This is a genomic window from Pantoea sp. Fr+CA_20, from assembly GCF_024520835.1.
Lineage (GTDB): Bacteria > Pseudomonadota > Gammaproteobacteria > Enterobacterales > Enterobacteriaceae > Pantoea > Pantoea allii.
Window position 1 is genome coordinate 50,375 of sequence record NZ_JALNPN010000021.1, and the last position, 19,742, is coordinate 70,116.

19 protein-coding genes are annotated in these 19,742 nt (G+C 56.2%); 18 read left to right on the top strand and 1 reads right to left on the bottom strand.

Translation table 11 applies throughout. The features are described 5' to 3' along the window. Positions 1-150 precede the first annotated feature (150 nt). The 17 genes from yihU to NR177_RS20025 all read left to right on the top strand — a co-directional run bounded on the left by yihU (position 151) and on the right by NR177_RS20025 (position 17,866). Positions 151-1,047 (top strand): sulfolactaldehyde 3-reductase, encoded by an 897-nt coding sequence (yihU, locus tag NR177_RS19945; protein ID WP_063877384.1) that lies wholly within the window; start codon positions 151-153, stop codon positions 1,045-1,047. A 22-nt stretch (positions 1,048-1,069) separates the two neighbouring features. Further along, on the top strand, positions 1,070-1,945 hold the full coding sequence (gene yihT / locus NR177_RS19950) for a sulfofructosephosphate aldolase (protein ID WP_241568260.1): 876 nt from the start codon (positions 1,070-1,072) through the stop codon (positions 1,943-1,945). Between the two features lie 14 nt (positions 1,946-1,959). Beyond that, complete coding sequence (gene yihS, locus NR177_RS19955; protein WP_256853466.1) at positions 1,960-3,201, top strand: sulfoquinovose isomerase; 1,242 nt, start codon at positions 1,960-1,962, stop codon at positions 3,199-3,201. 33 nt (positions 3,202-3,234) lie between these two features. Beyond that, entirely contained in the window at positions 3,235-4,077 is an 843-nt protein-coding gene (locus tag NR177_RS19960; RefSeq protein ID WP_256853467.1) for an aldose-1-epimerase, read from the top strand. Between the two features lie 42 nt (positions 4,078-4,119). Further along, positions 4,120-6,177: an alpha-glucosidase gene (locus NR177_RS19965; RefSeq protein WP_256853468.1), complete on the top strand. Its 2,058-nt coding sequence runs from the start codon at positions 4,120-4,122 to the stop codon at positions 6,175-6,177. Between the two features lie 14 nt (positions 6,178-6,191). After that, complete coding sequence (locus NR177_RS19970; RefSeq protein WP_096011231.1) at positions 6,192-7,085, top strand: sulfite exporter TauE/SafE family protein; 894 nt, start codon at positions 6,192-6,194, stop codon at positions 7,083-7,085. Between the two features lie 47 nt (positions 7,086-7,132). Further along, positions 7,133-8,527, top strand: coding sequence for an MFS transporter (locus tag NR177_RS19975; RefSeq protein WP_256853469.1), 1,395 nt, complete (start codon positions 7,133-7,135; stop codon positions 8,525-8,527). A 45-nt stretch (positions 8,528-8,572) separates the two neighbouring features. Further along, a complete protein-coding gene (locus tag NR177_RS19980; protein ID WP_063877377.1) occupies positions 8,573-10,009 on the top strand; it encodes an MFS transporter in 1,437 nt (478 codons plus the stop codon). Between the two features lie 295 nt (positions 10,010-10,304). Further along, complete coding sequence (locus NR177_RS19985) at positions 10,305-10,649, top strand: glycine dehydrogenase (protein WP_370513243.1); 345 nt, start codon at positions 10,305-10,307, stop codon at positions 10,647-10,649. Between the two features lie 27 nt (positions 10,650-10,676). Next, positions 10,677-11,033 carry an SFCGS family glycine-rich protein gene (locus NR177_RS19990; protein WP_063877375.1) on the top strand — a complete coding sequence of 119 codons (357 nt, stop codon included), beginning with the start codon at positions 10,677-10,679 and terminating at the stop codon, positions 11,031-11,033. A gap of 3 nt (positions 11,034-11,036) precedes the next feature. Further along, positions 11,037-11,333, top strand: coding sequence for a DUF4312 family protein (locus tag NR177_RS19995; RefSeq protein ID WP_063877374.1), 297 nt, complete (start codon positions 11,037-11,039; stop codon positions 11,331-11,333). Positions 11,334-11,367: 34 nt separating this feature from the next. Beyond that, positions 11,368-12,144 carry a DUF4311 domain-containing protein gene (locus tag NR177_RS20000; RefSeq protein WP_241568253.1) on the top strand — a complete coding sequence of 259 codons (777 nt, stop codon included), beginning with the start codon at positions 11,368-11,370 and terminating at the stop codon, positions 12,142-12,144. 13 nt (positions 12,145-12,157) lie between these two features. Next, positions 12,158-12,802, top strand: a complete 645-nt coding sequence (locus NR177_RS20005; RefSeq protein WP_013027353.1) for a DUF4310 family protein — start codon at positions 12,158-12,160, stop codon at positions 12,800-12,802. Between the two features lie 54 nt (positions 12,803-12,856). Beyond that, positions 12,857-13,990, top strand: a complete 1,134-nt coding sequence (locus NR177_RS20010) for an amidohydrolase/deacetylase family metallohydrolase (RefSeq protein ID WP_256853470.1) — start codon at positions 12,857-12,859, stop codon at positions 13,988-13,990. Then, positions 13,974-15,089 carry a DgaE family pyridoxal phosphate-dependent ammonia lyase gene (locus NR177_RS20015; protein WP_063877370.1) on the top strand — a complete coding sequence of 372 codons (1,116 nt, stop codon included), beginning with the start codon at positions 13,974-13,976 and terminating at the stop codon, positions 15,087-15,089. The genes NR177_RS20010 and NR177_RS20015 overlap by 17 nt, the downstream gene beginning before the upstream one ends. A gap of 1 nt (position 15,090) precedes the next feature. After that, positions 15,091-15,831, top strand: a complete 741-nt coding sequence (locus NR177_RS20020; protein WP_063877369.1) for a KDGP aldolase family protein — start codon at positions 15,091-15,093, stop codon at positions 15,829-15,831. A 124-nt stretch (positions 15,832-15,955) separates the two neighbouring features. Beyond that, positions 15,956-17,866 carry a PRD domain-containing protein gene (locus NR177_RS20025; RefSeq protein ID WP_256853471.1) on the top strand — a complete coding sequence of 637 codons (1,911 nt, stop codon included), beginning with the start codon at positions 15,956-15,958 and terminating at the stop codon, positions 17,864-17,866. 25 nt (positions 17,867-17,891) lie between these two features. Here the strand turns inward: NR177_RS20025 and NR177_RS20030 are convergent, their stop codons facing one another. Continuing rightward, positions 17,892-18,791 carry a LysR family transcriptional regulator gene (locus NR177_RS20030; protein WP_256853472.1) on the bottom strand — a complete coding sequence of 300 codons (900 nt, stop codon included), beginning with the start codon at positions 18,789-18,791 and terminating at the stop codon, positions 17,892-17,894. 129 nt (positions 18,792-18,920) lie between these two features. On the opposite strand from NR177_RS20030, the gene NR177_RS20035 reads away from it, so the two are divergent. After that, on the top strand, positions 18,921-19,625 hold the full coding sequence (locus NR177_RS20035; protein WP_063877366.1) for a pirin family protein: 705 nt from the start codon (positions 18,921-18,923) through the stop codon (positions 19,623-19,625). The last annotated feature ends 117 nt before the right edge of the window (positions 19,626-19,742 follow it).

Below are 19,742 nucleotides of genomic sequence, written 5' to 3' on the forward strand. Positions count from 1 at the left end.
TTTTCAGTGCTGTCATTTTAATTTCATCAAATGTTTTAAAAGTGACACCTGTCAATTTTTTGACCATAAATTACAAATATGATCGAAAACAGACAGTAAATATCATCCATGATGACAAAATATGACAATAACAGGGTTTGGGAGAGCGCTATGTCGGTAATTGCTTTTATTGGGTTGGGGCAAATGGGCGGGCCGATGGCAAGCAATCTGCTTAAGCAAGGCCATCAGCTCAACGTCTTTGATGTGGATCGTCAGGCGGTCGCGCGGCTGGCCGACAAGGGTGCCCGGGCGGCCGTCTCCGCAGCCGAGGCGGCAACAGGCGCCGAGTTTGCGATCACCATGCTGCCCAACGGCGACTTAGTGCGTGATGTGCTGTTTGGCGACCAGGGGATTTGCACCACGCTTTCACCCAATGCGCTGGTGATTGATATGTCGACGATCCATCCGCTGCAAACCGATCAGCTGATCGGCGAAATGACCGCTCGCGGTTTCAGCATGATGGACGTGCCCGTGGGGCGTACATCTGACCACGCAATAGCCGGAACGCTGCTGCTGCTGGCGGGCGGCACGCCACAACAGATTGAGCGGGCAAGGCCGGTGTTAATGGCGATGGGTGATGCGCTGATCCCCGCCGGCGGGCCTGGCATGGGGATTCGCGTCAAGCTGATCAACAACTACATGAGCATCGCGCTGAATGCGCTTTCTGCGGAAGCGGCGGTGCTATGTGAAGGGTTAGGACTGTCGTTTGACGTCGCGCTGCAGGTGATGAACGGCACGCCTGCGGGCAAAGGGCATTTCACCACGACCTGGCCCAACAAGGTCCTGAAAGGGGATTGTTCACCGGCCTTTATGATCGATCTGGCCCACAAGGACTTAGGGATTGCGCTGGATGTCGCCAACCAGCTGCATGTACCGATGCCGCTTGGCGCGGCCTCACGTGAAGTTTACAACCAGGCCCGCGCTGCCGGACGCGGACGCGAGGACTGGACCGCCATTCTCGAACATGTTCGCGCCAGCGCGGGCCTCACCACTTCCAACACATTGTGACGCTTACTCAGAGGAAAGAAGCATGACTCATTACACCCTTAACGATATCACCCGACCTTCAGGTGGTTTCGCCATGCTCGCAGTCGATCAGCGTGAGGCGATGCGTTTGATGTTCGCCGCCGCTGGCGCGTCACTTCCGGTCAGCGATCGCGTGCTGACCGAGTTTAAAGTCAATGCCGCCACTGTTTTATCGCCCTATGCCTCGGCGATCCTGGTCGATCAACAGTTTTGTTTTCAGCAAATCGTCGAACGGCAAGCGGTTGCCCCCGGCTGCGGCCTGATCGTCGCGGCAGATGAATTTATTCCAGGCAATGGCATCCCGGTAGACAGCGTGGTGATCGATAAAAACGTCGATCCGGCGGCGGTAAAGCGTGACGGCGCGAAGGCGCTCAAGCTGCTGGTGCTGTGGCGCAGTGATGAAGATCCGCAGCAGCGTCTTGACATGGTTAAGGCCTTCAACGCGCGCTGCCACAGCCATGGACTGCTCAGCATTATCGAACCGGTGGTGAGACCGCCGCGTCGTGGCGATCGCTTTGATCGCGAGCAGGCGATCCTCGATGCCGCCACAGAATTAGGCAACAGCGGAGCGGATCTCTACAAGGTGGAAATGCCGCTGTTTGGCAAAGGCACACAGTCTGATCTGCTGGCGGCAGCGCAAAAGCTCAACGATCGGATCGCCATGCCGTGGGTCATCCTCTCGTCGGGCATTGATGAAAAATTGTTCCCGCGCGCCGTCCGGGTGGCCATGCAGGCGGGCGCATCGGGCTTCCTGGCCGGGCGTGCCGTCTGGTCTTCCGTCATCGGATTACCTGACACCGACCTGATGTTACGGGATGTCTCCGTCCCCAGGCTGCAACGGCTGGGCGAGATCGTAGATGAAATGATGGCTAAACGTTAAGAGGGCAAAAGCACATGAAATGGTTTAACACATTGAGCCACAACCGCTGGCTCGAACAGGAAACGGACCGAATTCTCGACTTTGGTAAAAACGCAGTGGTCCCCACTGGATTTGGCTGGCTGGGAAATACCGGCCAGGTAAAACCTGATATGGGTACGCACCTGTGGATTACCGCACGCATGCTGCATGTCTATGCCGTGGCCGCCTCAATGGGCCGCCCGGGAGCTTACTCGCTGGTCGAACACGGTATTAACGCCCTGAATGGCGCGCTGCGCGATAAAAAGTACGGCGGCTGGTACGCCTGCGTAAACGATGAAGGTGTCGTCGATGCCTCCAAGCAGGGTTATCAGCACTTTTTCGTGCTACTGGGCGCGGCCAGCGCGGTCACGACGGGGCATCCTGCTGCCCGTCAGTTGCTGAATGACGCTATCGACGTGATCGAGCGGTACTTCTGGAGTGAAGACGAGCAGATGTGCCTGGAGTCCTGGGATGAAGCCTTCAGCAAGACAGAAGACTACCGTGGCGGCAACGCCAATATGCACGCCGTGGAAGCCTTCCTGATTGTCTATGACGTCACGCACGATAAGAAATGGCTGGACCGCGCCCTGCGTGTCACCTCGGTGATCATTCACGATGTTGCGCGCAACGGTGAGTACCGGGTCAATGAGCACTTCGATACTGACTGGAATCCCCTGCGCGATTACAACAAAGAGAATCCGGCTCACCGCTTCCGGGCTTACGGCGGTACGCCGGGACACTGGATTGAGTGGGGACGCCTGATGCTGCATCTGCATGCTGCGCTGGAGGCGCGCTTCGAAACGCCCCCGGCCTGGCTTATTGAAGATGCGAAAGGCTTATTCCACGCCACCATTCGCGATGCCTGGGCGCCGGATGGTGCAGACGGCTTTGTTTACACCGTCGATTGGGACGGCAAGCCGGTGGTGAGTGAAAGAGTGCGCTGGCCCGTGGTCGAGGCAATGGGCACGGCTTATGCCTTATATACCGTCACGGGTGAAGCGCAATACGAAGCCTGGTACCAGAAATGGTGGGATTACTGCATCACCTACATGATGGATTTCGAGAACGGCTCATGGTGGCAAGAGCTGGATTGCGAAAACAAGGTGACCACCAAAGTGTGGGACGGCAAACAGGATATCTATCACCTGTTGCATTGCCTGGTGATCCCGCGCCTTCCACTGGCTCCGGGTCTGGCACCGGCTGTGGCGGCAGGCTTACTGGACTGTAACGCGAAATAATCCCTAAAAAACCTAAAAACGGGAGTACCAGCTATGCACAGCAGCGGACAAACCCTTGTTCTTCGTGCCGGAGACTATCAGGCAAAAATCGTTACCGTGGGTGCCGGCCTGGCTGAGTTGAGGCATGCTGACCACCACCTAGTGCTCCCACATCCGCCTGAAATCATGCCACTGGCGCATATGGGCAAAGTGCTTATTCCCTGGCCCAATCGCATCGCGAAGGGAACCTGGCGTCATAACGGCAATCTGCTTCAGCTCCCAATCAACGACCACGAAGGGGGCACCGCCATTCACGGCTTGCTGGCCTGGCGTGACTGGCAGATTACCAAACAGACAGACAGCGAGGCGACCTTAAGGGTATTTCTGCCGCCCAGTTACGGCTACCCATTTGCATTGCTGTCGCAGGCCACTTACCGACTTGATGCCGCGCAGGGTCTACAGGTCACTCTCAGCAGCCAGAATGTGGGCAATCAACCCGCGCCTTACGGAGTTGGCTCGCATCCTTATCTGACCTGCAACATGACCCAGGTCGATGACTGCCTGCTTACGCTGCCCGCGGCGATTGCTGAAGGGGATTTTCTTGTCCCGCGTCGGCTGGCATCGACGCAGATCGACTGCAGTGTGAACACCTGCACGGCCGGACGCGAATGGGCGGTGCGATTAACCTGCCCACACCAATCACTTTCGGTTTTCTTACGCAGCGATCAACCCTGGCTGCAAATTTACAGCGGCGAAAAACTTGGCCGCACTGGCCTGGCCGCTGAACCGATGAGTTGTCCACCTGATGCGTTCAACTCTGGCATTGATGTGATTTTTCTTGCGCCGCAGGCGCGCCATCACATGACGTTCACGATTGGCTGTGATCGGCTCAAATAACGCCAAACCTTACCTTCTTTATCCTACAACACAGAGGTCAGAATGCACTTACAACATCCTGAGACGGCAGGCGTAACGCTTACTGCCGCCGGTGACGGCTTTTCACTGACTTATCAAAACCGACAGATTATGAGCCACAGCAAGGAAAAACCCTGTCTGTGGATTGGCAACGGCAAGGCCGATATCGATATGTTTCGCGGCAATTTCAGCATCAAAGACCGGCTGAATGAAAAGCTGGCGCTCACAGAGGCGGTGATTACCACCCAGGACACCGGCTGGACGGTACGCTTTTCACGCGGCGAGGTGTTCAGTGCCACGCTGACGATTGGCACGGATGAAAAAGGCCGCCTTCAGCTTGCGCTGACAAATGATTCTGGCGGGCTTAATCGTATCTGGCTGAGGTTGTCAGCGCAGGCAGACGATCACATCTACGGCTGTGGCGAGCAATTCTCCTGTTTTGATCTGCGAGGTAAACCTTTCCCACTCTGGACCAGCGAACAGGGCGTCGGGCGCAATAAAAAAAGCGCGGTGACCTGGCAGGCTGACTGTGCCGAGAATGCCGGGGGGGATTACTACTGGACCTTCTTCCCGCAGCCGACGTTTGTCAGCAGCCAGAAGTTCTACTGCCACGTGGATAACAGCGGCTACATGAATTTTGACTTCAGTGCCGCGGATTACCACGAACTGGCTTTCTGGGAAAATAACGCCACGTTACGTTTTGAGTGCGCTGACACTTATATTGCTCTGCTGGAAAAAATGAGTGCCCTGTTGGGTCGTCAGCCGGAACTGCCTGACTGGGTTTACGATGGCATCACGCTGGGTATTCAGGGCGGCACCGAGGTATGCCAGCAGAAGCTGGACAGAATGCGCCAGGCGGGCGTGAAAGTGAACGGTATCTGGGCGCAGGACTGGTCCGGCATCCGAATGACCTCCTTCGGCAAGCGCGTGATGTGGAACTGGCAGTGGGACAGCGCGCGTTATCCCCATCTGGACGCGCGTATTCAGCAGTGGAAAGCGGAAGGCGTTCAGTTCCTGTCGTATATCAACCCTTATGTGGCCAGCGACCGCAGTCTGTGCGAAGAGGCCGCCCGCAAGGGTTATCTGACCAAAGATGCGGCAGGACAGGATTACCACGTTGAATTTGGCGAGTTTTATGCGGGCGTGGTCGATCTCACCAATCCGGAGGCATATCAGTGGTTCAAAGGCGTGATCAAAGACAATTTGATTGCCCTGGGCTGTCGCGGCTGGATGGCGGATTTTGGCGAGTACCTGCCGACGGACACTCACTTGCACAACGGCATCAGTGCCGAAATTATGCATAACGCCTGGCCGGCGCTATGGGCGAAGTGCAACTATGAGGCGCTGGAAGAAACCGGCAAACTCGGTGACGTTCTGTTCTTTATGCGCGCGGGTTATACCGGCAGCCAGAAGTACTCCGTGATGATGTGGGCCGGTGATCAAAATGTGGACTGGAGCCTGGACGATGGCCTGGCCTCGGTAGTGCCCGCCGCCTTGTCACTGGCGATGAGTGGTCACGGTTTGCATCACAGCGACATCGGTGGCTACACCACGCTGTATGGGATGCAACGCAGTAAAGAACTCCTGCTTCGCTGGTGTGACTTCAATACCTTTACCCCGATGATGCGTACCCATGAAGGGAACCGTCCCGGTGATAACTGGCAGTTCGATAGCGATGAAGAAACCATTGCCCACTTTGCCCGCATGTCCACCATCTTCACCACGTTAAAACCCTATCTCAAACAGGCTGTCGCGCAGAACGCCCGCGCCGGGTTGCCCGTTATGCGTCCGTTATTTCTGCACTATGAAGCGGATGCCCGCACCTATGCGCTGAAATACCAATATCTGTTGGGGCGTGACCTGCTGGTTGCGCCGGTCTATGAAGAAGGCCGCCGCGACTGGTCGCTCTACCTGCCCGAAGACCGCTGGGTCAACATGTGGACCGGTGAAAGCGTTAACGGCGGTGACATCACCGTCGCCGCCCCGCTGGGCAAACCGCCGGTGTTTTATCGTGCCGACAGCGAATGGCAGCCATTGTTTGCTTCATTAGGGTTAACAGGCAGCCAAACATTGCCACAGTAGCGGGAGAAAAGATTATGGACTTCTTTACTCTGTTTACACCGGAAGGGCTGGAAATCACCACCGATGTGGTCTGGATCATTATTGCCATTATGTTCCTGTACACCTTTATCGGCATCTGTGCGGGGTTTGGCGGAGCACTGGTTACCATGCCGCTGGTAACCTTACTGCTGCCGGTCAAAATGGCGGCCCCGATGTCGGTCATCGTGGGCACGGCAACCGCGCTGTATGCTGCCTGGCTGTCGCGCAAAGAGACCAACTGGAAGTCAGCCCTGGTGCTGATCCTGTTCTCGTTTGCCGGTATCCCATTGGGGATCTACGCGCTGTCCAATTTCCCGGATTACATCATGAAAACCGGACTGGGCACCTTCCTGATTCTGTATTCGTTCTACAGCCTGTTTATTCCTCGTCTGCCTGTGTATGACAAAAACTGGATTGTGGTGCCAACGGGCGTGATTGCCGGGGCGCTGGGATCGGCTTTTGCCACCAATGGCCCACCGGTGGTGATCTACGGCATGTTAAGGAATCTGGCACCGGCGGCTTTTCGCGGCACGCTCAATGCGTTTTTCACCGCGAATAACATCGCCATTATTGGCGGCCTGACCACCAGCGGCATGTTAACGATCTCAACAATCAAGCTGGTGATGTTCTGCATTCCCACCATGATCCTGGGATCGTTAGTGGGCCAGTACGTGCACCAGCGCATCTCCGTCAGTGCTTTCCGCCTGATGGTGTTTCTCCTGCTGATTGCCTCCGGCTCCATGCTGATTAAGGGCGCGCTGGCTATCCCCGCATGGTGGGTGCTGGTGCCGTCGTTTGGCTTGCTGGCCGTGATGCAGCTGCTGTTTGGCAAAAAAGTGGCGGCTATCCGGGCTGACATTGCGCAGCAGAACCCGTCTAACCCATCCTGAAAAAAGCAGCCTCACTGACTTTCTCAGTGGGGCTGCGGAGATAACTCATGAGCCAGCAACCCCTTCCTTCCGGCAATGAACCGGCAACATTATGTTTGCCCTTTAAAGAGAAAGTCGCCTATGGCATGGGCGATCTGGGTTCAAACATTTTGTTAGATATCGGTACGCTCTACCTACTGAAGTTTTATACCGACGTGCTGGAGCTGCCGGGCACCTACGGCGGAATCATCTTTCTGGTTGCCAAGTTTTTTACTGCCTTTACCGATATGGGCACCGGCATCATGCTGGATTCGCGGCGCAGGATTGGCCCGAAAGGCAAGTTCCGTCCCTTTGTGCTGTATGCCGCGTTTCCGGTGACCCTGTTGGCTATCGCCAATTTTGTTGGAACGCCGTTCGACATGACCGGCAAAACGATAGTGGCAACCTTGCTCTTCATGCTCTACGGCCTGTTCTTCAGCATGATGAACTGCTCCTACGGGGCGATGGTGCCGGCCATGACGAAAAACCCTAACGAACGGGCCTCGCTGGCCGCCTGGCGACAGGGCGGCGCAACGCTGGGCCTGCTGATCTGTACGGTGGGTTTTGTGCCGGTGATGAACCTGATGGAAGGAAGCCCGCAGCTGGGCTATATCGTTGCCGCCACGCTGTTTTCAGCGTTTGGGCTGTTTTTTATGTGGTGGTGCTACGCCGGTGTTAAAGAACGCTATGTCGAAAACGCCCCAGCCAGTCCGGCACAAAAGCCGGGCCTGCTGCTCTCTTTCCGGGCGATAGCCGGTAACCGGCCGCTGTTTATCTTGTGCATTGCCAACCTCTGCACGCTCGGGGCGTTTAACGTCAAGCTGGCGATTCAGGTGTACTACACCCAGTACGTTCTGAACGATCCCATTTTGCTTTCCTGGATGGGGTTTTTCAGCATGGGATGCATTTTTATCGGCGTGTTCATGATGCCGGGCGCGGTGCGGCGCTTTGGCAAGAAAAAAGTGTATATCGGTGGATTAGTGATTTGGGTTGTCGGTGACCTGCTCAACTATTTTATCGGTGGCGGTTCGGTCAGTTTTGTCGCCTGGTCCTGCCTGGCTTTTTTTGGCTCTGCCTTTGTGAACAGCCTCAACTGGGCGCTGGTGTCCGATACCGTAGAGTACGGCGAATGGCGGACGGGCGTCCGTTCTGAAGGCACGGTTTATACCGGCTTTACCTTCTTCCGTAAGGTATCCCAGGCGCTGGCTGGCTTCTTCCCCGGCTGGATGCTGACGCAAATCGGCTATGTCCCCAACGTCATTCAGTCTGCTGCCACTGTCGAGGGCTTAAAGCAGCTGATGTTTATTTATCCCGGCGCGCTGGCGGTCACCACGATTGTGGCAATGGGCTGCTTCTACAACCTCAATGAAAAAATGTACGTCCGTATCATTGAAGAGATTGATGCCCGTAAACGTCAGCGCTGATTTGGCTCTGTGACTGCGCCGGTCGCGGCGCTAAAAGGATCACTTATGAATACAGGCTCCGATCCCCTCACGCTGAAACTCCCTCTGCGCGAGAAGTTTGCTTACGGCCTCGGTGATTTTGGCTCCAACCTGATGCTGACTATTGGGACGCTTTATTTACTCAAGTTCTACACCGATGAGCTGGGTATGCCAGCCTGGTACGGCGGCGTGATTTTCCTGGTGGCCAAATTCTTCACCGCCGTCACGGATATGTTCACCGGCATTGTGCTGGATTCACGCCGCCATATTGGCACCAGGGGCAAATTCAGGCCGTTTATTCTCTGTTTCTCACTGCCGGTAGCGCTGGTGGCGGCGGCACAGTTTGTTGCTAACGACTTTAGCCTGACGGTAAAGACCACGATCGCGACGGCGCTGTTTATGATGTTCGGCCTGTTTTACAGCCTGATGAACTGTTCGTATGGGGCCATGGTGCCGGCTATCACCAAAAATCCCACGGAGCGCGCTCATCTTGCCGCCTGGCGACAAGGTGGGGCAACGTTGGGATTGCTGGTGTGTACCGTATGCTTTATGCCAATCCAGTCGCTGTTTGTCGGCAAAAGCGCGTTGGGCTATCAGGTGGCTGCCGCGCTCTTTGTGACCTGCGGAATGCTGTGCATGGCCTGCTGTTACCGCGGCGTCAAAGAGCGCTATGTGGAGGTCACGCCAGCCCATCATAAACCCGGCGTAGCAACGGCATTTCGCGCTATCTTTCACAATCCACCGTTACGTGTCCTGTGCCTGGCGAACCTGTGTACCCTGGCGGCGTTTAACATCAAACTGGCCATCCAGGTGTATTACACCCAGTACGTCCTGAATGATGTGCATCTGCTCGCCTGGATGGGCTTTTTCAGTATGGGCTGTATCCTGGTCGGGGTGCTGCTGGTGCCCACAGCGGTAAAACAGTTCGGTAAAAAACAGGTCTACCTGGGTGGGTTACTCCTGTGGGCCGTGGGCGATCTGTGTAACTTTCTCTGGGGGAACAGCTCTCTGCTGTTCGTCATGTTCTCCTGCGTGGCATTTTTCGGCACGGCGTTCGTTAACAGCCTTAACTGGGCGCTGGTACCGGATACCGTAGAATACGGCGAGTGGAAAACCGGTATTCGGGCAGAAGGTGCCTGTTACACCGGCTACACCTTCTTTCGTAAAATTTCTGCCGCGCTGGCGGGATTTTTGCCCGGCCTGATGCTGACGCAGATAGGCTACGTGCCGAACACCGTACAAAGTAGCGCTACGCTGGCGGGGTTAAGGCAGTTGATCTTTATCTGGCCCTGCACGCTGGCGATTGTCGCGGCGCTGATCATGGGGTTCTGCTACAGGCTCAATGAAGCCCGTTTCGCCCTGATCGTGGCCGCCATTGGCCGACGTAAAAAGCATCGTCTCCAGCCTGCTGTCGACAACCCCGGCGTGAAGCGATTAACAAAACCCTCGAACGCGGCGTCATAAGTTTCTCTGTTAACCCGATCCTCAGGGTTGCTGTTTGTTGGTTTTGTGACGGCTGACCAGCAACCCAAATTTCCGCTTATCCCTCCCGTGCCGTCTTGCCCGTTTTACATCCGATTATTAACTCTCTGTTTCTGTTAACAAAAAAATCATTCCGGCCAGGCGATAGCTGAAGTTTGCGCTACCGATCGCTCACGGGTGCAGGATTTCCACTTTGAAACGGAAAAAGTCCTTCTCCACAGCCGTCCCGTCGCTGGTTAGTTTGGGATCGCGCTAAACGCGTAACGGTAAGCAGACGATGAGTATGTGTAATGGAGCGGTAGCGATGAATGCGTCACAAGACGAACAGCAAACTATTCAGGCCCTGGCGGATCGCGTGATGTCGCAGATTGGGGCGCTTTTTGCTGAGCGATCCATCCAGCCGAATGCCGTGCAGATCCAGATGCTGGCTTCGCATGTGCGGGCCATGGCATTGCGATCCGTGACCGGGGAAAGTCTGCCAGAGGTTGAGGCTGACCTGTTTGACGAAATCTCCAGGGAGTCGATGGCGCTGGCGCAGCAGGTGGTGGATCTGTTTGGCAATTTACCACCAGAAGAAGCCTGGCTGCTCTCCGTCCACTTTGAAGTAGCGAAGAACGACTAATTTTCCAACCATGAGAGGAACAGACATATGGTAACCGTAGTGATTGGCGATCGTTTAGGTAAAGGACAGAAAGTCGCGGCTGGCGTAGAGAAAGCGGGTGGCCGTGCGGTGGTCGTGCCCGGTGTCGCGGCGGACATGAAGCTGGGCGATGTCATGAAAGCAGAGGCGGCGGATTTTGGTATCTCCTTTTGCGGCAGCGGCGGTGCAGGTGCGATTACGGCGCAAAACAAATATGGCTATAAGGCCAAACATGGCATGCGCTCCGTTGACGAAGGCGTGACCGCCATTAATGAAGGGGCCAACGTGCTGGGCTTTGGCTTTATGGACAAAGAAGAGCTGGGTGAACGTCTGGTTCAGGCCTGGCGCAAAAAACACGGTGGATAAGGAATGAAAGAGACCTTTACAACCTCGGTTGCCGTAAGCGGTAAGGGCGATACCAAAGCGAAAGCCTTTGCAGATGCGCTTAGCCGGGTACAGCACGAAGTCCTGCGCAACGCCAATAAGATTCTGCTGCGCATTGAACCGCAGGACGTAAAGGTGGTGCGTGCGCTGGAACGCGTCACAACTGAAAAATTCCTTTTCTTTTTCCTGGCACGTGAGCGCAGGCACTTCAGCGTCGACCTGGAGGTCACCATCAATGTGACCTGTCTGGACGGTGACAAAGTCGACTTCACCCGCGTGTAAACCTCGCCTCAAACAACTTATATAAGGAAAGAGGATGTTTCTCATCATTTTGCTCAAGTCGTTAATTATCGGCGGCCTTGTGGGCGTCGGTGTGGGTGCAGGTGCCGCCCGCATGTTCCATGCGCCGACGACACAAGGTATGGGCGCATTTCGCACACTGGGTGAACTCAACTCCTGTGAAGGCGATCCTGCCTCTCACTTCTCTTTTGGGTTGGGGTTCTTCTTTAATGCCTGGGCTTCCTCTGTGGCGGCTGGCGCGTTCACCCAGGATGTGGATCACCGCATCATTCCCAACTGGGGCGCGGCGGCAATCATGGTCAAAAATCGCAATGTCACGCAAACGCTGCACGATCCTAAAAAGATGGCTATCGCCTGCGGCATCATCGGCATGGTGGTGGTGGCTTTTCTTAACTCGACCGCCTCTGCTGTGCCAGCGGCCCTACAGGTCACGGCGGTGAAGGTCCTGGTGCCCGCCGCCAATCTGCTGGTTAACACGGTTATGCCGGTGATCTTCTGGCTGGCGGCGATTGATGCCGGTAAAAAATCGGGCTTCTGGGCCACCATCTTTGGCGGTCTGGCACAGCTGATTATGGGCAATGCCGTACCGGGCCTGGTGCTGGGCATTTTGATTGGTAAAGGGGTTGAAGAGAGCGGCTGGAACAAAGTGACCAAAGTCATGATGAGCGCCATCGTCGCCTTGTTTGTTCTCAGCGCCTTCTTCCGCGGTTTCGATATGAAGATGCTGCAATCCTTCCAGCTTGGCATTCCTGGCTGGCTCGACAGTATTCATAACAGCCTGAGCGGCAAATAACGGAGCGTCTGCAATGGAAGAATCAAACAAAGGTTTCTGGTATGCCGACTGGTCGTTCCCGATTTTTGTTGGTTTGCTCTCCTCCGGCGTGTTTGCCGGAACCCATATGTACTACCTGTACGGCATCGGGGCTTTCAACGAGGTGGCTTTCGTCTCTATGTTACGCGCGGGCATTGATACGGGGGTTTATGGTGCGGTTGCCGCCTTCGGTGCCAGCTTTTTGTTCGCCCGCATCATAGAAGGATCGCTGGTCGGGATTCTGGATATCGGCGGGGCGATTCAGACCGGCGTCGGGCTGGGCGTGCCCGCGCTGCTGCTGGGCGCGGGTTTTGTCTTCCCGGTTGCGAATTTTGCGGCTTCGCTGGTCACCGGTCTGGTTATTGGCGTGGCGATAGGCTACGTCATCATTCTGGCGCGTAAATTCACCATTAATCAAAGCAACAGTACCTATGGTGCGGACGTGATGATGGGCGCGGGCAATGCATCAGGACGCTTTCTGGGGCCGCTGATTATTCTGGCTGCCATGGGTGCCTCGATCCCGATTGGCCTCGGTTCACTGCTGGGCGCGCTGGTGTTCTATCTGTGGAATAAACCGATCACCGGCGGGGCGATCCTCGGCGCGATGATCCTTGGGGCGATTTTTCCGGTCGCGATCTGATCGCGGCGATGCCCGATCGGTTCAGGCCGATCGGGCGAGCCAAAGGAGGTTTCTATGTACGATCTGATTCTGCGTCGGGCACGTTTGCCGGATGACAGTCTGATCGATATCGCCATACGCGACGGTAAAATTGCCGAGGTGGGTGAGGTGAGCGGCAGGGCCAAAGAGGAAAAAACGCTGGCGGCGGGCTGTTATCTTAGCGCTGGCTGGATAGATTCGCATGTGCACTGCTACGCCAACTCGCCGATCTATCACGATCACCCTGACCACGTCGGTGTGGCGTGCGGTGTAACCTGCGTTGTGGATGCCGGCAGTACAGGAGCAGACGACATCGATGATTTCTGGCAGATCACGCGGGCGGCCACCACCCAGGTTTACGCCCTGCTGAACATCGCCCGCACCGGCATTGTCACCCAAAATGAACTGGCGGATATGACGCAGATTGATCGCCCGGCCATAGCCGATGCGGTGCGGCGTCATCCTGACTTTATTCTGGGGTTCAAAGCCCGAATGAGCAGCAGTGTGGTGGGCGAAAACGGCATCACGCCGCTGGTGCTGGCAAAGGCGATTCAGCAGGAAAATGGCAACCTGCCCCTGATGGTACACATTGGTAACACTCCCCCGAACCTGGATGAAATCGCCGCGTTACTGACCTCCGGTGACATCATCACCCATTGTTACAACGGCAAGCCGAACCGCATTCTGACGCCCGACGGGCAGCTCCGTGCGGCGGTGAAAAATGCGCTGGCGCGGGACGTGCGCCTTGATGTCGGCCACGGCAGTGCCAGCTTCAGCTTTGAGGTGGCACGCGCGGCGATAGCGCAGGGCATTCTGCCGCACAGCATCAGTTCGGATATCTACTGCCGCAATCGCCTGAACGGGCCGGTTTATACCCTGGCGCACGTGATGTCGAAATTTTTCAATGTGGGGATGACGCTGCCGCAGATTATTGCCTGCGTAACTCATCAGGCGGCCAGCGGGCTGAGATTGCACAGCAAAGGCAGTATCCAACCCGGCTATGACGCCGACTTTACCCTGTTCAGCGTGGCGCAGGAACCCGTGTCATTTGTGGATGCACAAGGGCTGACCGAACAGGGCGATCGCCAACTTATTCCACTGGCGGCGATCGTCGCTGGTGAGTGCTGGATGACGGAAGAAGGGAAAAAACACAATGTCTTCACTGTATGAGAAATATGGCCTGAAGCAGGTCATTAATGCCTCTGGGCGCATGACCATCCTTGGCGTGTCCACACCGGCCCGCGACGTGGTTGAGACGGTTGAGTACGGCCTGGAGCACTATTTTGAAGTCAAGGATCTGGTCGATAAGACCGGCGCTTACATTGCCAGGCTGCTGCAGGTAGAAAATGCGCTGGTGGTATCCTGTGCCTCAGCGGGCATCGCCCAGAGCGTGGCGGCGGTGATTGTAAAAGACGATGACTGGCTGCTGGATAACCTGCACACGGCACCGCTAACCGTAGCGCATGACATCGTGGTGCCGAAAGGCCATAACGTGAATTACGGCGCGCCCGTCGGCAGCATGATCGCGCTGGGCGGCGGTCGGGTTGTGGAGGCCGGCTACAGTAATGAGTGCTCTCCACAGCAGCTTGCCGCCGCGATCACCGCCCAGACGGCGGCCATTCTCTATGTGAAGTCGCATCACTGCGTGCAAAAGAGCCATCTGAGCGTCGCGCAGGCGGCAGAGGTGGCACGCAAGCATGGCGTGCCGTTAATCGTGGATGCCGCCGCAGAAGAAGATCTGCAGTGTTATTACCAGGCGGGTGCCGACCTGGTCATTTACAGCGGAGCCAAAGCCATCGAAGGCCCTACCAGCGGCCTGGTTATCGGGAAACACCAGCTTGTTGAGTGGGTGAAGCGCCAGAGCAACGGCATTGGTCGCACCATGAAAGTCGGTAAAGAGGGCATTCTGGGACTGACGCAGGCGATTGAGTCCTACCTGACCCAGCCAAAAACCACCGGCGCGCAGATGGTGGAAAAAATGACGCCTTTTATCAACAACCTCAACGGGCTGAACGGCGTGAGCGCCCGCGTTGTGTGGGATGCCGCCGGACGTGACATTGCTCGTGCAGAAATTCACTTTGATGAACGCGCGATCGGGCACCAAACCGGCGACCTGGTGCAGGCCCTGAAAAACGGCGATATCGCCATTTACTTCCGTGGCTACAAGGCCAACGAAGGCATTATTGAGGCCGACGTGCGCAGCGTCAGTGCTGACCAGCTGCATATTATTTTCACCCGCATTCAGGCGCTGTTAACAGGAGAAAAATAGCATGACGCTCACCCCAAATTTTTATCAGGACCGCCTGTGCCTTAACGTGCTGGCGGGCTCAAAAGAGAATGCACGCGCTATCTGGCAGGCCGCAGAAGGGCACGTCCTGGTTGGCGTATTATCGAAAAATTACACCAGCAACGACGCCGCTATTGCGGATATGCGCGAATACGCCGCGCTGATTGATAACGCGCTGTCCATCGGTCTGGGGGCGGGCGATCCTCGTATGTCGCAAAGGGTGAGTGAGATTGCAGCGGTGCTGCAGCCGCAGCACGTCAATCAGGTGTTCACCGGCGTGGGCACCAGTCGTGCGCTGCTCGGTCAGTCACAGACGGTGGTCAACGGGCTGATTTCGCCCACCGGAACACCGGGTAAAGTGAAGATTTCCACCGGGCCGCTCAGCTCACAGGCCAGCGACGGCATTGTGCCGGTCGATACCGCGATTGCGCTCCTGAAAGACATGGGCGGCAGTTCCGTGAAGTACTTTCCGATGGGCGGGCTGGCGACGGCGGAGGAGTTCCGCGCTGTCGCCGAAGCCTGTGCGAAGCAGGATTTTTGGCTGGAACCCACGGGCGGGATCGATCTGCAAAACGTCGGGCCGATCCTGCGCATTGCCCTGGATGCTGGCGTAAGCAAAGTCATTCCCCATGTTTACAGTTCGATCATCGACAGCGCCAGTGGCGAAACCCGCGTAGAAGACGTGCGTCAGCTACTGGCCATCTGTAAAGGTCTGCTGGACTGAGTCCAGGCCTGTGCGCCGCTTCATGGACGCGATGACGGCGCACAGGCATGATAACGCTGCCGTCTGTTTTTGGCAGTCTGGCGTTTACCTCGTCCTTGTTAATGACTGCAGCAGGTAACCCAACGTGAGATTTCCTAATCAGCGCCTTGCGCAACTGTTTGACGCGTTGAAAAACGAAACGCTGCCCCAGGATGAACTGGCGCGGCGCTTCGCTGTATCAACGCGCACCGTACGAACGGATATCACCGCGCTTAACGCCTTGCTACAGGAGCATGGCGCGCAGTTTGTGTTGAATCGCGGGGCGGGTTACCAGCTTAAAATTAGCGATGTGCAGCGCTTTAACGTGCTGCAACAGCAAACGCGCGCACCGCTGCGGGTGCCGCGTACTTCACATGACCGAATCCGCTACCTGCTGGTGCGCTTTCTGACTGCTGCTTATTCGTTGAAGCTGGAAAACCTGGCGGAGGAGTGGTTTGTCAGCCGTGCCACGCTGCAAAATGATATGGCCGACGTGCGCGACTGGCTCGGGCGTTATCAGTTAAGCATCGAAAGTAAACCCCATCACGGCATGAAACTGTTTGGCAGTGAAGTGGCGATCCGCACTTGCTTAACCGATCTGCTGATTCAGATCGAGCAAGAGCAGCCGGACAGCCCATTGATTGTGCCGGAATCGCTGGAAAACGGCCTGCTGGAGACTCTGCAGCCGCTGCTGCAAAGCAGCTTTACCCAGCACAATATCCGCCTCAGCGATGAAGGCGAGCGCTATTTGCGCTTTTACTGCGCGGTGGCGATACGTCGTATCAATGAAGGCTACCCATTGAGCGATCCCCAGGCGGAAGAGATCGGTGATGACGTGCGCGAGTCGGCGCAAACCCTGATTCATGCGCTGCGGCCGCTCATCGCAAAACCCATTTCTCCGGCGGAAGAGAGCTGGCTGCGGGTAAATATCGCCGCCCGACGCATTCAGGACATTGCCCCCAGCGCCATTAATGCGGACGATGCGGATGCGCTGGTCGATTATCTGCTCAGTTTTATTAACACCTATTACTATTACAATCTCCAGAACGATCCACAGCTCCGGGCCGATCTGCTGACCCACATTAAAACCATGATCACGCGGGTGCGTTACCAGATCCATATCCCCAATCCGCTGTTAAGCAACATCAAACAGCATTATCCGATGGCCTATGACGTGACCCTGGCGGCGGTGTCCAGCTGGGGCAAATATTCGCCCTATACCATCAGCGAAAATGAAATTGGCTTTCTGGTGCTCCACATCGGCGTCGGGCTGGAGCGCCATTATGATGTGGGCTATCAGCGTCGCCCTCAGGTACTGCTGGTGTGCGACAGCGGCAACTCCACGCTCCGCATGATAGAAGCCATGCTGATGCGTAACTATCCGCAGTTGCAGGTCACTCAGTGCCTGTCGCAGCGTGAATATGAAGCCCGTCAGCGCATCGAAGAAGATTTTGTGATTTCCACCACGCGGCTGAGTGAAAAAGAGAAACCGGTTGTCGTGGTGGCACCTTTCCCCACGGAATTTCAGCTGGAGCAGATAGGTAAGCTGGTGCTGGTCGATCGCACCCGACCCTATATGTTGGAGAAATTTTTTGATGCCCGTCATTTCAGGATTATCGACGAACCGATGACCCAGTCTGCGCTGTTCCGGTTATTGTGCCATCAGCTGGAAGCGGAAGGCGTGGTGGACGACGCGTTTTATGCCTCCGTCGAGGAGCGTGAAGCCATCGTCAGCACCATGTTGGGTGAGGGCATTGCGCTACCGCACTCGCTGGGCCTGATGGCGAAAAAAACGGTCGTCTATACCGTTCTGGCCCCGCAAGGTATTCCCTGGGGAGACGATACGGCTTACGTGATATTCCTGCTGGCGATCAGCAAAAACGAGTATGAAGAAGCGATGGCTATCTACGACCTGTTTGTGACGTTTATGCGCGAGCGGGCCATGACGCGTTTACGTGACAGCAGCGACTTTGCCTGTTTTAAAACCGTCGCGCTGGACTGCCTGAGTCGACTGTAAACATCAGGGGATCGTTCTCGTCAGGTTAATTTTTCTTTGCCAGCAGGCGGGGGATTTCGCGCAGGCACCAGGCTTTTGCTTCCCCCATGCTGTCACGCCGCCATGCCATGATGATATCGACCTCGCGGGAATACTCCGGGCTGACCACCCGCAAGCGTCCCTCTGCAATGTCCTGTTCCACCATGTTATAAGGCATGGTTGCCACGCCCAAACCAGCCAGAAGCGCGCGACGTTTATCATCCATCGTACTGACGGTCAGGCGCTGTTGCTTATCCAGCAGTTGCACGGTCAGAACCGGGCGCTCACGGGCCGTATCCGCCACGGCAATACCGCGATATTTCACCCGCGTGACTTCTGAAAGCGGTTCAGGTTCGTCGTGGATCGGATGGTCCGGGCTGGCAACGTAAACGCTGATGATGCTGTAAAGTTTGCGGGTGTTAATCTCGGTAGAGGCGCGAAAATGCATATCCGGTGCAATTACTATATCGGCCCGCCCCTGTTCCAGCCTTTCCCATGCCCCCGCCAGGACTTCTTTCATGATGGAAATCTGCGTGTTGGCCTTGTCAGCCAGCTTAGTGACTAACGGAAACAGCGCATCGGTGGGGATTAATGCTTCCGTGACGATGGTCAGCTGGGTTTCCCAGCCGCGCGCCAGCGCCTCGGCATCGGTAGTGAGTTTATCGGCGGCTTCCAGCAAAACCCGACCGCGCTCAAGCAGCATTCTTCCTACATTGGTGAACTTGGTACGGTGGCCTGAGCGGTCAAACAGGACCACATCCAGCTCTTCTTCCAGTTTCTGCATGGTGTAGCTGAGCGCCGAGGGCACGCGCCCTAACTCATCGGCGGCGGCGGCAAAGCTGCCACGGCGATCGATAGCATCCATCACACGCAATGCTTCGAGGGTTAACGCACGATCTTTAGCCATCCCGGTTCTCTGTCAGGAAATTTGAATATGCCGGGCAGATTAACTGGCTAACAATCCGGCGTCCAGACTTTTACCATAAAGGAATCATACCCGTCGTCGATCCTTGCCGACGGATGCAGGAGGTAAAGAATGATTACGACACGCAGTGCATCCGCTTGTGGTCAGGCCGATTACGGTTGGTTACAGGCGCGCTACAGTTTCTCTTTTGGCCACTATTTCGACCCCAAATTGATGGGTTATGCCTCCTTACGCGTTTTAAATCAGGAAGTTCTGGCACCTGGCGCGGCTTTTCAGCCGCGCACCTATCCACAGGTGGATGTACTGAACATCGTTTTGCAGGGAGAGGCGGAATACCGTGACAGCGAAGGCAATCACATCACTGTGAGTGAAGGTGAGGCGCTGCTCCTCTCCGCGCAGCCTGGCGTGAGCTATAGCGAACTTAACCCGAGTAAAGATCGCCCGTTAACGCGCATGCAGCTCTGGCTGGCAGCCTGCCCGGAACGTGAAAACCCACGTATGCAGAAAATCACCCTGTCAGGCGGAACGCGTTCACAGTTGCTGGCTTCCCCCGATGGCAGCGACAACAGCCTTCAGCTGCGACAGCAGGTCTGGATTCATCAGCTTGAGCTGGCAGCAGGCGAACAACACCTGGTGCCGCTTCAGGGCGCGCGCGCCTATCTGCAATCCATCCACGGCGCGTTAGAGGCCTCAGCGGGTGCTGCGCACCATGAACAGTTGGGCTGCGGCGATGGGGCATTTTTGCAGGAAGAGCAGCAGCTGTGGCTGTCGGCAATAACGCCGACCCGCGCGCTGGTGATTGATATCCCGGTCTGATGCTTCTCGGGTAATGCTAGCGGATAACACCGCTGGCTGAGCGCGGTGTTTAGCCGCACGGTGAGCCGGTTAACGTTTGTTTGCCATATAAAAAAAGCCGCAACCCGAAAGGGTGCG

Excerpts from the sequence above, each read along its gene's own strand:
- yihU (WP_063877384.1), top strand. The coding sequence starts at position 151 with ATGTCGGTAATTGCTTTTATTGGGTTGGGGCAAATGGGCGGGCCGATG.
- yihT (WP_241568260.1), top strand. The coding sequence starts at position 1,070 with ATGACTCATTACACCCTTAACGATATCACCCGACCTTCAGGTGGTTTC.
- yihS (WP_256853466.1), top strand. The coding sequence starts at position 1,960 with ATGAAATGGTTTAACACATTGAGCCACAACCGCTGGCTCGAACAGGAA.
- NR177_RS19960 (WP_256853467.1), top strand. The coding sequence starts at position 3,235 with ATGCACAGCAGCGGACAAACCCTTGTTCTTCGTGCCGGAGACTATCAG.
- NR177_RS19965 (WP_256853468.1), top strand. The coding sequence starts at position 4,120 with ATGCACTTACAACATCCTGAGACGGCAGGCGTAACGCTTACTGCCGCC.
- NR177_RS19970 (WP_096011231.1), top strand. The coding sequence starts at position 6,192 with ATGGACTTCTTTACTCTGTTTACACCGGAAGGGCTGGAAATCACCACC.
- NR177_RS19975 (WP_256853469.1), top strand. The coding sequence starts at position 7,133 with ATGAGCCAGCAACCCCTTCCTTCCGGCAATGAACCGGCAACATTATGT.
- NR177_RS19980 (WP_063877377.1), top strand. The coding sequence starts at position 8,573 with ATGAATACAGGCTCCGATCCCCTCACGCTGAAACTCCCTCTGCGCGAG.
- NR177_RS19985 (WP_370513243.1), top strand. The coding sequence starts at position 10,305 with ATGAGTATGTGTAATGGAGCGGTAGCGATGAATGCGTCACAAGACGAA.
- NR177_RS19990 (WP_063877375.1), top strand. The coding sequence starts at position 10,677 with ATGGTAACCGTAGTGATTGGCGATCGTTTAGGTAAAGGACAGAAAGTC.
- NR177_RS19995 (WP_063877374.1), top strand. The coding sequence starts at position 11,037 with ATGAAAGAGACCTTTACAACCTCGGTTGCCGTAAGCGGTAAGGGCGAT.
- NR177_RS20000 (WP_241568253.1), top strand. The coding sequence starts at position 11,368 with ATGTTTCTCATCATTTTGCTCAAGTCGTTAATTATCGGCGGCCTTGTG.
- NR177_RS20005 (WP_013027353.1), top strand. The coding sequence starts at position 12,158 with ATGGAAGAATCAAACAAAGGTTTCTGGTATGCCGACTGGTCGTTCCCG.
- NR177_RS20010 (WP_256853470.1), top strand. The coding sequence starts at position 12,857 with ATGTACGATCTGATTCTGCGTCGGGCACGTTTGCCGGATGACAGTCTG.
- NR177_RS20015 (WP_063877370.1), top strand. The coding sequence starts at position 13,974 with ATGTCTTCACTGTATGAGAAATATGGCCTGAAGCAGGTCATTAATGCC.
- NR177_RS20020 (WP_063877369.1), top strand. The coding sequence starts at position 15,091 with ATGACGCTCACCCCAAATTTTTATCAGGACCGCCTGTGCCTTAACGTG.
- NR177_RS20030 (WP_256853472.1), bottom strand. The coding sequence starts at position 18,791 with ATGGCTAAAGATCGTGCGTTAACCCTCGAAGCATTGCGTGTGATGGAT.
- NR177_RS20035 (WP_063877366.1), top strand. The coding sequence starts at position 18,921 with ATGATTACGACACGCAGTGCATCCGCTTGTGGTCAGGCCGATTACGGT.